Origin of the sequence: Collinsella tanakaei YIT 12063 (assembly GCF_000225705.1) — a bacterium.
GTDB lineage: Bacteria > Actinomycetota > Coriobacteriia > Coriobacteriales > Coriobacteriaceae > Collinsella > Collinsella tanakaei.
Window position 1 is genome coordinate 1 of the sequence record NZ_JH126476.1, and the last position, 14,666, is coordinate 14,666.

General features: G+C 61.3%; 6 protein-coding genes. 3 read left to right on the forward strand and 3 right to left on the reverse strand.

The genetic code is table 11. The features are described from left to right. Positions 1 to 421: 421 nt before the first annotated feature. On the forward strand, positions 422 to 2,959 hold the full coding sequence (locus HMPREF9452_RS11490; RefSeq protein WP_009142216.1) for an S-layer homology domain-containing protein: 2,538 nt from the start codon (positions 422 to 424) through the stop codon (positions 2,957 to 2,959). Positions 2,960 to 3,325: 366 nt separating this feature from the next. On the opposite strand, the gene HMPREF9452_RS11045 is transcribed toward HMPREF9452_RS11490, so the two are convergent. Further along, on the reverse strand, positions 3,326 to 5,881 hold the full coding sequence (locus HMPREF9452_RS11045; RefSeq protein ID WP_009142217.1) for an S-layer homology domain-containing protein: 2,556 nt from the start codon (positions 5,879 to 5,881) through the stop codon (positions 3,326 to 3,328). 622 nt (positions 5,882 to 6,503) lie between these two features. On the opposite strand from HMPREF9452_RS11045, the gene HMPREF9452_RS11050 reads away from it, so the two are divergent. After that, positions 6,504 to 7,649 (forward strand): Abi family protein, encoded by a 1,146-nt coding sequence (locus HMPREF9452_RS11050; RefSeq protein ID WP_009142218.1) that lies wholly within the window; start codon positions 6,504 to 6,506, stop codon positions 7,647 to 7,649. A 201-nt stretch (positions 7,650 to 7,850) separates the two neighbouring features. On the opposite strand, the gene HMPREF9452_RS11055 is transcribed toward HMPREF9452_RS11050, so the two are convergent. Further along, complete coding sequence (locus HMPREF9452_RS11055; protein WP_009142219.1) at positions 7,851 to 8,144, reverse strand: DUF2442 domain-containing protein; 294 nt, start codon at positions 8,142 to 8,144, stop codon at positions 7,851 to 7,853. A gap of 298 nt (positions 8,145 to 8,442) precedes the next feature. Here HMPREF9452_RS11055 and HMPREF9452_RS11060 point away from each other — a divergent pair, with 298 nt between their 5' ends. Further along, positions 8,443 to 10,920, forward strand: coding sequence for an S-layer homology domain-containing protein (locus tag HMPREF9452_RS11060; protein WP_009142220.1), 2,478 nt, complete (start codon positions 8,443 to 8,445; stop codon positions 10,918 to 10,920). A 660-nt stretch (positions 10,921 to 11,580) separates the two neighbouring features. On the opposite strand, the gene HMPREF9452_RS11065 is transcribed toward HMPREF9452_RS11060, so the two are convergent. Further along, entirely contained in the window at positions 11,581 to 14,220 is a 2,640-nt protein-coding gene (locus HMPREF9452_RS11065) for an S-layer homology domain-containing protein (protein WP_009142221.1), read from the reverse strand. Between the last annotated feature and the right edge of the window lie 446 nt (positions 14,221 to 14,666).

The following is a 14,666-nucleotide window of genomic DNA, read 5'->3' on the forward strand; positions in this document are numbered from 1 at the left end:
CCCGAAGAGGGGGTGGACGATGGCTTGGGAACTGTTTGCACGGCAGACTCGCTGTGTCGCCGCGCCGCGACCGCAATCCTGCGCCATCACGAGCGCCACCCCGGAGCATCTGCAGCCTCCTGGTGCGTCGCTGCGGAGCCGTTTTTGAAGAGACGGGCATCTTGCTCGTCCCCACCGATATGGCCAAGGCACTTTCAAACATGACCGAGATAGCGCTCCGTATCCACAGGAGCCCGAAGCTCTCTTGCGCCCGCCCCTTGCGGCATCGATGCAAGGGGCGCTTGAATTATTGCGTGCCACTTTTCGGGGGCGGAAGCGACGCGTAACCCGAGCCTTCCCTTACATCGACTCTTCCGGCACCCCTTCTTCCTCCTTCTCGCCTAACTGGCGATTATCTGTTCCTTTGGAAGGAGAAAGACGTATGACAGCTTGCGTCAACAAGAAGAGCAAGAGGGTAGCCGCGGTCGTCACCGCCTCCCTCGTGGGCGCGCTCTCCATCGGCGCCCCTGCGGTCGCGCTCGCCGCGAACGTGAACCTGCTCGCCGAGGGCGCCGTCGAGGCGTTCAATCAGGGCAAGGTCGTCCTTAACGACACCGACGCCACCCTCGAGTACACTGGCAAGAAAGCCGAGATCACGGCCACTTCCGTGACCCCGGTGTCCGCCGGTGAAATCAAGCTCGCCGGCAACGACGACTACCGCGTGTACTTCGTCAAGGCCGACGAGAAGGGCAGCCCCACCACCACCCGCACCGATGCCGTGGAGCCTGGCTCCTACTTCGTGTGCGTCGAGGCCAAGGGCGGCGACTACAAGGGCGGCAAGGCCTACGCGGGCTTCACCGTCACCGGCAAGAGCCTCTCTTCCGCCACCCTTAAAGAGGACAGTGTCTCCTACGACGGCGAGGGCGTCGACTTGACGTTCATGCTCGGTACCAAGAAGCTCAAGGCCGGCGAGGATTTCACCGTGACCTACGGCGCCAAGAACTCCGCAGCCACCTCCGAGACCGCCCCGACCAACGCCGGCTCCTACTATGCGAAGATCTCCGGCAAGGGTGTCTACGCTGGATCTACTAAGAACCTCGAATTCACCATCGCACAGGTCGACGTCAAGTCCCTCAAGGCCGACGACTTCTTCACCGCCACCGTCTTCGCTGGCGAGAACCTCCCCGCCGGCCCGACGACGGTCAAGGGTTCCGAGGGCATGGCGAAGGACTTCACCTTCTTCTACGACGATCCCACCGCGGACTGCAGGACCTTCACGCCCAACGCGTGCCTGACCGATGCCGCCAAGAAGTCTGGCAACTACACTAACGTCACCGACGATGAGAATGACAAGACCCCTAGCGGCGACTGGAAGGTCGTGACCGGCGCCAAGGTCTACCGCGCCGCCAACAAGGCGACCATCAACTACAACGGCGCCGCCCTCCCCGAGGAGATGACCTTCGACTCCTCCAAGAACGAGGCCTACAACGAGGCCAACTTCTTTGCCTTCTACACTGATAAGGGCGAGAAGAAGCCCTGCACCGGTGCAGATTTCGAGTTCACGTACGTGAACGAGGACGGCGAAGTCGTCTCCACGCCGACGATGAAGAACCCCGGCGTCTACACCGTCACTGTCTCCATCGTTGACAAGGCAAGTGCGGCGTCCTGCGCTTTTGGCGCTACTCAGACCTTCACCCTGAAGATTACCAACGGCTCCCTCCAGGGCTACAAGCTCTACGTCACATACGACAACAAGGTCGTCACCGAGGTCTCCAAGACCTGGGACGGCAAGCAGCTCGCCGAGCCCTCCGTCGTGGTTAAGGACGCCTACGGCTTCGAGGTCAGCTCCAGCGACGTCAGCAAGGTCTTCACCGACGCCAAGGGCAACAAGGTTGACGCCAGCGACATCGTCGCGGCGGGCGACTACACCATGACCGTCAAGGTCAAGGGCCAGGACTTCGACGGCAACACCGTTCCCGTCAAGGTCGCGAAGCTGAACGTCTCGGGCTTCCGCATCGTCAAGGAGGGCGACAAGTACCTCGAGAAAGATGCGTCCGAGCTCACCGAGGTCGTCAAGGGAAAGGCCGGTGCGCTCTCCGGCATCAACGGACACTACAGCCTCAAGTACAACGACGGCAAGGCCATCGACCCGATCTACGTCTACTCCGACGGCACCCGCGACGACGAGGGCGACCTGGTCTGGAAGCAGTTCAAGGGCTCCATCGCCGAGGACTACCTGAACCAGTCCCTCGCCCTTAACGGCGAGGAGGTCTCCTCCGTCAAGAAGCGCGGATCCTACACCATGACCCTCGCACTGTCCGAGGCCGTCGACGCAAAGAACATGGAGCTGACCGCCCCCGCCTACAGCTTCGATGTCGACAAGGCCGAGAAATTCTCCGATGTAAAAGAAGGTGCCTGGTACTACGAGGTGGTCAACAAGGCCGCCGATAACGGCTACATCAACGGCTACGCCGGCACCACCCTGTTCGGCCCCGAGGCTCAGATCAAGCGCGGTGACGTCGCCTGCGTCCTGTTCAACATGGCGGGCGCGCCGGATATCGACAACGACAACTTCGTCGACGAGGACGGCAACTTCCTGACCGGCTTCTCCGACGTCAACGGCCACGCCTACTACGCGCAGGCCATCGCATGGGCTAAGCAGGCCGGCGTCGTCAACGGCTACGGCGACGGCACCTTCAAGCCCGAGGCCATGGTCACCCGCGAGGAGTTCGCCTGCATGCTCGCCAACTACGCCAAGCTCACCGGCAACTACGAGGCCGCGGACCCCAAGGTCCTCGACGGCTTCGCCGACAAGGGCTCCGTCAGCGACTGGGCCGTCGACTCCGTCGCATGGGCGGTCGAGGGCGAGATTATGGGCAACGGCGGTAGCTTGGACGGCACCGGCGTGATCACCCGCGCCCAGGTCGCCGCAATGGCGGTCAACTACCAGCCCGCCAAGCTCGAGAAGCCGACCAAGTAATCCGGCTTTACAGCAAGCTAATTTGCTGAGCGGATACGACGAGCTTTCAGCCCGCTCCCCTCGGGGAGCGGGCTTGCGAAGGCGTTCTCCAGTAGAACACCTTCGCAAGCCTTAAGGCAAATGCAAGCTGTCGCACAAGGCTCGATGCGCCGAGGGCCCCCGTGGAGTTCCGCGGGGGCTCTCGGCGTTTTATTCGATATCTAATTCGATAGATAGCAGAAAGGGCCCCTCTCGGGGCCCTCCCTGCTTCGAGCCTTGTGCGACAGCTTGCTTACGTGCTTAAGGCTTGCCGGGGGGTTCCGATGCGGGAACCCTCCGGCAAGCCCTCCCCCTAAGGGGAGGGCTATCACCTAAACTCTATCGAGATTAGAGCTTAAGACCAGAATTGATAACCATTGCCGCGGCTTCAGCGCGAACGATGTCATCGGTCGGCTTGATGGAACCATTGTTGCCCATGATCTTCTGGTCGACGGCCCAGGCAACGACCTCCTCGGCCCAGTCGGAGACGGAGGCGCCGTCGGAGAACTCGCCCAGCACCTTGTCGGCGTCGACGTCGGTGAAGGAGTTGTACTTCTTGGCGAAGTTGGCGAGCATGGCCGCGAACTCCTCGCGGGTGACGTTGGCGTCGGGGCGGAATGTGCCGTCGCCGTAGCCGTTGACGACGCCGGCCTGCTTGGCCCATGCGATAGCCTTGCCGTAGTACGCCTTGCCGTTGACGTCGGAGAATCCGGTCAGGAAGCCCGCGACCTCGTTGTAATGGAGCTCGGTCTCGTTAGTCTTAGCGCCGGCCATGTTGAACAGGACGCAGGCGACCTGTCCGCGGGTGAGCTTGTCGTAAGATCCGAAGATCTTGGTGCCCGCGTAGCCGTTCATCAGCTTGTCGTCGCTGGCCTTGGAAACGACGCCGTAATACCAATCGGAGGGCATGACGTCGGTGAATGCCAGCTTCTTGTTCAAGGCGAAGAAGTCAACAACAGTGCCATCCTCGGTTGCGAATACGCAGTTCTTGAGCGCAGAAGCGTTCAGGGGGGAGACGACGAAGCGGAACTTCAGAGCCTCATAGGGGTTCTTCGTATCTACAGCGGGAACGCCGGTGACGTCATACCACACGCCGGTCTTCTCGTTGAGCTGCTGGAGCTTGATAGAGACGTCCTTGATGTTGCTGGAGGCGATTCCGCCGACCGTGGCGTAGTCGTCGAGAGCGCCGTTGCCATCGACGTCGACGCCCTTGACATAGTCGAGGGTGAGGCCGGTCAAGGGCTTGTTCTGGCGAAACGCATAGGTGGTGCCGAAATCAGAATGAACGTTTCCGCCCTTGAGGACGAGCTTGTCGAGCTTCAACGGGTTAACGGTGATCTTGATGGAGGTGGTTCCCGTCAGCTCGTACTTCGAGCTGGAGACGGTAAGGGTGTAGACGCCGGCATCTGTTGCGGAATCGACCTCTTCGCCCTTCTCGTCGGTGAGCTTTGTGCTGAGCGTTCTCTCGAGGTCCTTGATCTCGTCATTAACGCCTTTGACGGTAAAGCTGGTCTTGGGCAGAGAATTGCCATCCCAGTCCTTGACGAAGCTGGTGATCGTCTTGTTGTTGTACTGGACGTACACCGACGCATCGGCGTCGACGGTCTTGCCCTTGACGGTGACGGTGCAGGTCTTAACCGCAGCGGCCTCATGAGCAGTCGACTTTGCGACAACCTTGACGGTGTAGACGCCCGGGGTGGAGTTCATGGTGTCGAAGTCGACAGCGACTCCATCGGCGTTGGTTGCGGTAATGGAGATGTCGTTGATATCGGTCTTGGGGGTGCCGTAGAAAGCCTTGACGAGAGATTCGTCGAAGGAAGCGGGCTTCTTGTCGTTAAGGTCGATTGCGAAGCTGGCGGGCCAGTCCTCGCCGTAGTACTGGACGGTGGCCTCGGTGGCGTACTTGTCGACATGCACGTACTGGGTGTGCTTAACGTCGTTCTTCAGGTCCTCGTTGGCCCTCTCGGCGAAGAAGGTGTACTGGCCCTTGGCATCGAAGATGAGGTCGGAGCCGGGGGCATTCGTCATCTCGAGCTTGACGAGGGTGGGATCGAGAACGGTCTTGTTGCCCTGGGAGTCGGTCCAGACAACCGAAGTCGGGTTGACAGGGAGGCTGTTGGAGCTGATGACCGGGTCTACGGTGATCGTGGCGTGGCTGAGATCGAAGGAGTCGACCATGATGTCCTTGATCTGAGCCTTCTCGCCAGCGTAGATGCCCTTACCGGTGACGACCGCATAATACGTGCCGGTCTCCTTCACGGAAACGCCGTCCCCATCGATGGAGGAACCGGCCTTCAGGTACTTCACATCGTAGTCGGTGCCGGCGACCAGGGTCTTGTCATCATTCTTGAGCCCGAGGGACAGATCCTTGCCCGTATATACGAGCTTGGTGTCATCGTTATCCTTGGGGTCGGCGGGATTAACCTCGAAAACCTTGAGGTCGGTGAACTGCGCAGCGTCAACCTTAACGGGAAGATATGCAACACCGCCCACGTAATCGCCGGCCAGGGCCTCGACCTTGACGAAGTACTTGCCCGGAAGGACGATCTCGGAAACGCCCTCGGAGCTCGGCTTGCCCTCGGAATCGGCCTTGACGTAAGAAACGCGGTAATCGCCCGCCTTCAACGTGACCTTGACGCCGGTCGCAGTTTTAAGCTCCTGGGGCTTGACCTCGATAGCGTTGCCGTCGGCGGTGAACGTGACCAGGTTGTTGCTTACAGCAACGCCATTGGCCTGAGTGATCTTTCCGTTGTTAAAATCGGCGACCTCGTCAGCGACCAGCATGTCGATGTTAGCGTTCGCGGCGAGCGCGACCGCGGGGGCGCCGATGGAGAGCGCGCCCACGAGGGAGGCGGTGACGACCGCGGCTACCCTCTTGCTCTTCTTGTTGACGCAAGCTGTCATACGTCTTCTCCTTCCAAAGGAACAGATAATCGCCAGTTAGGCGGGAAGGAGGGAGGAGGGGACTTGCGGCAAGGTATGACCGAGTCGAGCAGGGCGGAGCGGCGGACGAGACGCTTCAAGGGCACCATGGATCAATGGATGCCGTCCGCGGGGCCTGGGGTCGGACGGCTGCGGGGGACATGCTGCCGCGTCATCGTCAACGTCACCGTTAACACCACGTGGTGTTAACGCCTGACCTGCCAAAACACCACCGTCGACGTCAAGATGACGTTAACGGTGGTGTTAACATGGGGTCTGTCGGACGGCGCTTCGCCCAGCCGGCCCCTTCCCAAGATCGACCCGACGCGCGCGACGAGGACGGGCTCTCAGATGTCGAGCGGAAGGACGCCCTCGTCTTCGGCATGTCGCGGAGGTTTAGGCGCGTTCCGGCCCCAGTCGATACCGGCGCCACCGCGCGTTGCCCCTCTGTGCCGAGGCTGTGGAGTCCTTCCGATGGATGGGCCGCGCTTTCCCCGCCTGCCTCAATCAGCTATACTTCAGTCATTGTGAAAAGCTCTAGGGCTTTTAGCGGCTGCGGGTACCTGTACCTTCAGCCGCATTTTTCTTATCTTTTGGAGCCGATATGGGAGATCCCGACATCGCGACAACAAGGAAACGCCCCCTCATCGATGCCGCCCAGCAGGTCAGCCACCTCAAGGACCGAGGGGTTCGCTTCGAGCTTATGGACGAATGGGAAGCCGAGCGGTTCCTGCGGGAGAGCAACTTCTTCTTCAAGGTGAAGGCGTTCGCGAAGTGCTTCTCCCGCTATACCAATCCGGGTTCGGAGCGCTACGGCTCCTACATCAACCTCGACTTCGCTCACCTCGCCAAACTCACGAAGCTCGACCACCATCTCCGCGAGGCGGTCCTCTCCCTCACGCTCGATATCGAGCACTACATGAAGGTCGAGCTCAACAGGGCGATTATGGATGCGGGGGACGACCCTTATGATCTTATGGCGTCTTTTTTCGACTTCGAGCGTGAGAGGAAGGTCGGGTTGCTCGAGAAGAGGGTCGACCTTGACTCCATTCGATCGAAGGCCCCGACGGTCATGGACCTGTCTGGAGACCTGACCGCCCTGGATGCCAGGACCGTGATCTCCACCCTCGCTTCCCTGCTGCACTTGGCGTCAGACTCGCTCGACGGGTTAGACCCCGACCACATCGAGAGGAGCCTCGCCGGGCTGGGCGGGTCGTTGTACACCCGCGGGCTCGTCGAGAAGTACGGAGATCCTGGACACATGGCGGTCTGGACATACCTCGAGCTCGCGTCCTTCGGGGGCGTCATCTCGCTCTACAAGTACTGCCTCTTCGAGCGGTACGCGATGAGAGACGGGGAGGCGGTAAAGGGGCTGCTCTTCCCGACGAAGGCACTGAGGAACGCCGCCGCGCACAACGGGAATATGCTCAGCACGCTCGGCTCGAAGCTAGGGAAGCCCGTCGGCTCCATCTCGAGGATGGCGGTCGAGGAGCTGGGGGTCGACCGCGAGCTCGCATCGCTTACCAAGAGGGCACCCATCGTCCATGACTTCACCGCCCTCGCCCTCTGCTTCATGCACCTGGTCGAGAGCGAGGGTGCGAGAGAGGACGCCGCAGAGAGGCTACGAGCCCTGTGCGGGCGATTTGCGGTGCACGGGGACTACTTCTCCAAGCAGGTCGAGCTGAGGAACGGCCTAGCCATGCTCAGCGAGGTCATGGACAAGGCGTCCGGCCGGCTCTCGCGCCCATAGCTGATGCGTTTCATAGCGCAAAAAGCCAGCATCGCCCCCGAGACCGCCTGTTGGGGCCACCTGTTTGAATAGCTTCGCGCGTGAAACGCTGGCCGATGCGCCGGCGGGGTGCTATCTAATCCTTAGTTGCGGCGAAAGGCTTCGGCCGACGCCTGGGAGGGCCCGATGCGTCGGGCCCTCCTTATTGCCGATGCGCCGCCGTCACGCCGGGCGCTGGTACTCGAAGCTCCTCTGGTAGACGGCCTCGGGGGCGATGTCTATCTCGCCGCCCAGCCAGGTGAGGACGCCGTGGTCGACGGAGAAGTCCTTCAGCACCTTCTCGTCCATGAGGGGGGCGAGCGCGGGCATGTCCGAGAGCTCCGTGGCGTCGAGGAGGCGCTCCTCTCCGCCCGCGAAGGTCACGGCCATCTGGAGGTTCCCAACGTAGCGGGCCGACGCGACCTCGAGCTCGGGGGCCGCATCCCCGGCGTGCGCGATTCCGTCCTTGACGTACATCTGCTGCCTCCTCCCTTAGCGGAGCGGTTCTATCTGGAAAAGGACCGGTTGGGCGAAGCGCCCTCCGGCAGGCCCCATGTTAGCACCGCCGTTAACGTCATCTTGACGTCGACGGTGGTGTTTTGGCAGGTCAGGCGTTAACACCACGCGGTGCTAACGGTGACGTTAACGGTAGCGCGGAGCCGCGGCCCCTCAGCCATTCGCACTCCGCCCTGCCCGCCTATCGCCATGCGAATCTCCGCTCCTTCCCCTTCCCGCCTAACTGGCGATTATCTGTTCCTTTGGAAGGAGAAGACGTATGACAGCTTGCGTCAACAAGAAGAGCAAGAGGGTGGCCGCGGTCGTCACCGCCTCCCTCGTGGGCGCGCTCTCCATCGGCGCCCCCGCGGTCGCGCTCGCGACCGGCAGCGGCGACATCGACATGCTCGTCGCTGGCGATCTCGAGGACATCGCCGCTGGCAAGATCACCGCCTATACCAATCAGGATGACAAGGCCGCCGATTCCACTGAGTTCAAGGTCGGAACCGAGGCCCAGTACATCAAGCCGACCGAGGTCACCACTAAGACCGGTCAGGTCATCGACGTTCAGAAGGCCGAGTCTGAAGGCAGGGTCAAAGTCTGCTATTACAAAGTAACTGCGACCTCTCAGAGCAACCCGGGCGACAAGGATTCCGACGGCAACTGGCTCCAGTACATTGCTGATCGCAGCACGATTACCTCCGCTGGAACCTACTACGTCGGCGTCGGCGATCAGAATGCGAAGGCAGCGAACGAGTTGTGCTTGCTCAAGTTCACCATCGTCAACAAATCCCTCGAGGGCGCAACCGTCGTGGGCAAGACCGTCGACGACACCGAGCTCGTCTACAACGGCTCCGATTACTCCTTCGGCAACGGCGATCTGCATATCGCCCTCAACGGCAGCCTTGTCGAGTCCTCGAACATCAGCAGGGTCGATGTCTACAAGTCCGGCGCAACCACTACCAAGAAAGCACACGACGCTGGTAAATACGTTGCGCGTGTCTACGGCGCGAACACCTACGCCGGCTCCGTGGTCGAGATTCCCTTCGAGATCAAGCAGCTCGACCTCTCCGAGGCCAAGATCGTGCTCGACCAGCCCACCGTCGGCTTGAAGACCGTTAACCTGCCCACCGCCCTCAGCAAGGTGAATGACAGCGCCGCCGTAAACGACAAGCTCGACTTCTCCTTCGTCTCCTCCAACGTCGGCTCCGCTCCCCAGAACGGCGTGAAGGGCACCTTCACCTACAAGGTCTCGGTTAAGAACGAGAAGGATACCAACATCGTCAACTCCGCGAACGTCGAGGTCGTCCGCTACGACAAGGACGCTACCTTCAAGTACGATGGCAAGGTTATCGCTGCTGGCGGCACCGAGGACCTGACTGAGGGTTCTTACGACAGCACAAAGGTTTTCGACCCCGCCAAGGTCACCGTAACCGACGGCAAGGCCTCCATCGACTTTGATATCGCCTACGCCAAGAAGCAATCCGACGGCACCTACGTCGGCGTCTCCGACGCCTCCAAGCCGGGCGAGTACGAGGCGACCGTCACCGCCAAGTCCTCCGACTGCACCTACGGCGGCTCCGTGACCATCAAGTTCAAGGTCAACGCCACGAAGATCGCCGTCAAGGACATCTTCGTCACCTACGACGGTAAGGTCACCGGCGACCAGCTCGACGTCGTCTACAACGGCTCCGACTTCCTGTCCCAGCTGAAGGTCTCCGCCACCGACGAGAACGGCAAGGAGGTTCCCGCCGGCGAGCTGGTGCTCGAGGCTAAGGAGGGCACCAAGGCCGTCGACAAGGTCGTCGACGCCGGCACCTACAGCGTGACCGTCAAGGCCAAGGACGGCTCCATGTACGTCGTCGGCACGGGTTCCGACTCTTTCAAGATCGTCGTCTCCCCGATTAAGCTGACCAAGGCAGTCCTCCACGGCACCGTCGGGGATTACAAGGACGGCAAGCTCATCTCCGAGTTCCTGCCCTACACCGGCTCCGTCCTGACCCCTTCCTGGACGTTCGAGGACAAAGACGGCGCGGTCGAGGTTCCCGAGAGCGCTTGGAAGGTCTCCTACGGCAAGGAGGTCAAGAAGAAGGGCGAATACACCGCCACCTTCTCCCGCACCGTGGGCACCAAGAACTACGACTTCACGGGCCTGACCAAGAAGTTCACCGTCGCTGAGGCCAAGTCCTTCGCCGACGTTCAGAACACCGACTGGTTCGTCGGCGCCGTCTTCCAGGCCAAGGAGAACGGCTACGTCAACGGCGTCAAGGGCACCAAGCTCTTCAACCCGACGGCGAACATCACGCGCGCCGACGCGGTCTGCATCCTTTACAACATGGCCGGCGGCAAGAAGGTCGAGGACATGACCAAGGCCGAGAAGCTCGCCTGGACCTCCAAGGTGACCTTCACCGACGTGAACGTCGAAGAGTACTACGGCGTGGCCATGGGTTGGGCCGACTCCCTCGACATCGCCAACGGCTCCAACGGCAAGTTCCGCCCGACCGAGACCATCACTCGCGAGGAGTTCGCGGCCCTGCTGTCTAACTATGCCAAGGCGACCGGCGACTACGAGGCCGTCGACGCCGACGAGGTCCTGGGCTCCGCCACGGACTACACCGCTTGGGCCAAGGACGTCGTGGCCTGGGCCAAGGCAAACGGCATCATGGGTAACAACGGCGCCGCCATCAACGGCACCGGCGTGATCACCCGCGCCGAGGTCGCAGCCATGGCCGTCAACTACCAGCCCGAGGCCCTCTAATCCGATTCAGGGCTAACCGCCTCTTCTGGGTAGCAGAAGCCCGCTCCCACACGGGAGCGGGCTTGCGGGAACGCTCTGCCCGGCAGAGTTTCCCCGCAAGCCTTAAGGCAAATGCAAGCTGTCGCTCAAGGCTCGATGCGCGAAGGGCCCCGGATCTATCCGGGGCCCTTCGCGTTATTGAAGTAGCTATCAATCCAATATCTCCTTGTTGCATGTATATCTCGGTGAAGGCGCCGTCCTTTATTTCGGAGATCAACTCTCTTAATGTTCATTGTGCAAGAAGTGTGTTCAGGAGCTGAGCAGGATCCCTTAGGAAGATACTGACATGGTTTGGAGACAGGATTGCATGTCCGCATAATGCGGAGAATGAGATCGTCGCCTTACTCATAAAGCCCTCCTTAGCTCCATACAAAGGAATGTCTATATAAACGCCGAGGGCCCCCGCATTACTGCAGGGGCCCTCGGCGCATCGAGCCTTGAGCGACAGCTTGCATTTGCCTTAAGGCTTGCGGGGGAGTTCAAATGGGGTGAGCTCCCACGCAAGCCCTCCCATTGAAGGGAGGGCTCGGAATCAACATGCTTGACCGGATCTACGAGACTCAGATTACTGCGAATGCGGTCTTAGTACTCGCGGAGCCTCATCTCAAATGTTACCGTTCCCTACTTCCAGAAGGGCATGTAGTTGACGGCCATGGCCGCGGTTTCGGCGCGAGAGATGGAGTTAGCGGGGGCCAGGAAGCCGCCGTTGCCCATGACGCCGTTCTCGACGGCCCACTCGACGGCGTCGAGCGCCCAGTCGGAGACGCTGGCGGAGTCGCCGAAACCGCTCAGGTCGGCGTCGGCGCCCTCGACGTCATCGCCCTTGAGGGCGGCGAAGTTGGCGAGCATGCAGGCGAACTCCTCGCGGGTCACGCTCTTGTCGGGGCGGAAGGTGCCGTCGCCGTAGCCGTTGACGACGCCGGCGTTCTTGGCCCATGCGATGGCCTTGCCGTAGAACTCCTTGCCGTTGACGTCGTCGAAGGACTTCCAGCCATGAGTCTCGTCGTAATGGCCCTCATCGACCTCGACCTTGTCGCCACCGGCCATGTTGAACAGCACGCAAGCGACCTCACCGCGGGTGATGCTCTTGGTGGGACCGAAGACGAGCTTGCCGTTGTACCCGGACATGTAGCCCGCTGCCTTCGCCTCGGCGATCGGGTCGACGTACCACTCCTCGGCGTTGACGTCGTCGAAGATCAGCTTGTTCTTGTCGACGCACTTGAACTCGACGGTGGTGGTGCAGTCTGAGTTGGCGAACTTGTAGTTCTTGGACTGCTCCTTGGTGCCGGCGAGGGTGATGCGGAACGTGCCCTCGGAGTTGATGCGGGTCGGATAGCTGGTCTTGACCCAGGTCTGCTTGTCCGCGTCCCACTTCTCGGCCTTCAGATAGGTGTCGGCAAGGAAGGAATCGGAGAGGACGTCCCAGCCCTCGTCGTCGGTGGCGCTGTCGTTGTCATCGCTGTCGGCGACACCGGTGTTGTAGCGGAGGTCGAGCTCCTTCCACAGGTAGTCGGTGGTCTTGAGGGGGAGGTAGGAGCCACCCGCCTTGGTCTCGAGCTTGCCGACCTTGATGGTGGACAGATCGACCTTGGAGATGGTCACGGGCAGCTCGGTCGTGCCGGTGAGGTTGTAGCTGCCGCTCGTGATCTTCAGGATGTAGGAGCCGGCGTCGGTAACGGACTTGGCGGGCAGGGCGTTGCCGTCCTTATCGCAGAGCGTCATCGAAAGGTCGGCGTTCTTAATCTCTTCGTTGTCGGCGTCGAAAGCCTTGACCTCGAAGGTGGGGTTGGAGGAATCAACGGAGACAGCGGCGCCGTCGTACTCCTTGGAGAAGGAGGTGATGACCTTGCCGGAGCTCTTGAGGTAGACGTAGACGTTGGCGTCCGCGTCTACGGTGCCCCTGACGACCTTGACGGTGAAGGTCTTGGTTCCGCCCACCGCGTAGTTGACGGCGGTGTCGTCGGGCTTAACGGAGACGGTGACGGTGTAGGTGCCGGGCACGCCGCTCTCGAGGTCGGAGGTCTTGTCAGCGGAGCCGGTGTCTGCGGTGGTGACGGAAATCGTATAGCCGGTGGACGCGATCTCCTTGGTGCCATTGAGGACCTTGATGTCCTTGGTGCTGAAAGACTGCTTCTTGCTCAGGTCGACGGTGTAGGAATCGGCGATTGCCTCATCGTTGTAGGTGAACGTCGCGGCGGCGGCGCACTTGTAGACGGTGACGTTCTTGACGAGTGCCTTGCCGTCCTTCGTGCTCTCCTTGATGCTCTTGTTGGAGGTGTCGACGGTCGCGCCGAAGGTGTAGGTGCCGGTTTTGTCGAACAGCTGAGTGCTCCCATCGCTGTAGCGGCCGAAGGAGAGCGTCACGAGAGAGGGGTCGAGCTCGGCGTAGTTGGCGTTGCCGACGGTGCCGGTATAGACCTTCTCGGGATGGGTGGGGGCGGAGTCGGAACCCAGTACCTGGATAGCGTCGATCTTCGCGTTGCTCCAGTCGAAGCGAGCGACGGTGAAGGGGACCTCTTCGCTCTCGCCGGCATACTGGCCGAGACCGGTCACGTAGCCGACGTAGCTGCCGTACTCGACGACGTCGACGCCGGGGGCGGCGGCGACGTTGTCGGTGCCGGCCCTGAGGATCTTCACGGAGTAGTCCTGGCCCTCGACGAGGTAGGCACCGTTGACCTGGAAGCCGATGTTGAGCTTGCCTCCGGTGTAGGTGATGGTCTTATCGCTGACGGCATAGGGGTCGCTCGCGTCGACCTCGTAGTAGCTGATACCTTTGAGGCTGGCGCCCTTGACGTTGACCTTGGCGACGGCCTCTCCGCCCTTGTAGGTGCCGCCGACGGCCTTGACCACGACGACGTACTTGCCGGGCTCGGAGATGTTGGCGATCTTGTCGCCGGTCTTGTTGAACTTGTCGTCGGCCTTGTAGAAGGAGACGGTGTAGTCGTCGTCACCGGCGAGTGTGATCTTGGAAGCGCCCAGGGGCGTGACGTAGGTCGCCTTGACGTTCAGCGCCTGGCCGGCCTCGTTCGCGGTGACGTTGTAGACGCCGTTGGCGCTATCGAGCGTCAGCCCGGTTTTGTTGGTATCGAGCTCGACGGTTCCGCGGGAGAACGCGGACTCCTCGCTGGCGGAAAGGGTCTCGATGTTGGTGGTGCCGGTCGCGAGCGCGACCGCGGGGGCGCCGATGGAGAGCGCGCCCACGAGGGACGCGGTGACGACCGCGGCTACCCTCTTGCTCTTCTTGTTGACGCAAGCTGTCATACGTCTTCTCCTTCCAAAGGAACAGATAATCGCCAGTTAGGCGAGAAGGAGGAAGAAGGGGTGCCGGAAGAGTCGATGTAAGGGAAGGCTCGGGTTACGCGTCGCTTCCGCCCCCGAAAAGTGGCACGCAATAATTCAAGCGCCCCTTGCATCGATGCCGCAAGGGGCGGGCGCAAGAGAGCTTCGGGCTCCTGTGGATACGGAGCGCTATCTCGGTCATGTTTGAAAGTGCCTTGGCCATATCGGTGGGGACGAGCAAGATGCCCGTCTCTTCAAAAACGGCTCCGCAGCGACGCACCAGGAGGCTGCAGATGCTCCGGGGTGGCGCTCGTGATGGCGCAGGATTGCGGTCGCGGCGCGGCGACACAGCGAGTCTGCCGTGCAAACAGTTCCCAAGCCATCGTCACCCCCTCTTCGGGCCTTGCCTCAGCTTGGCACGGGGTTCA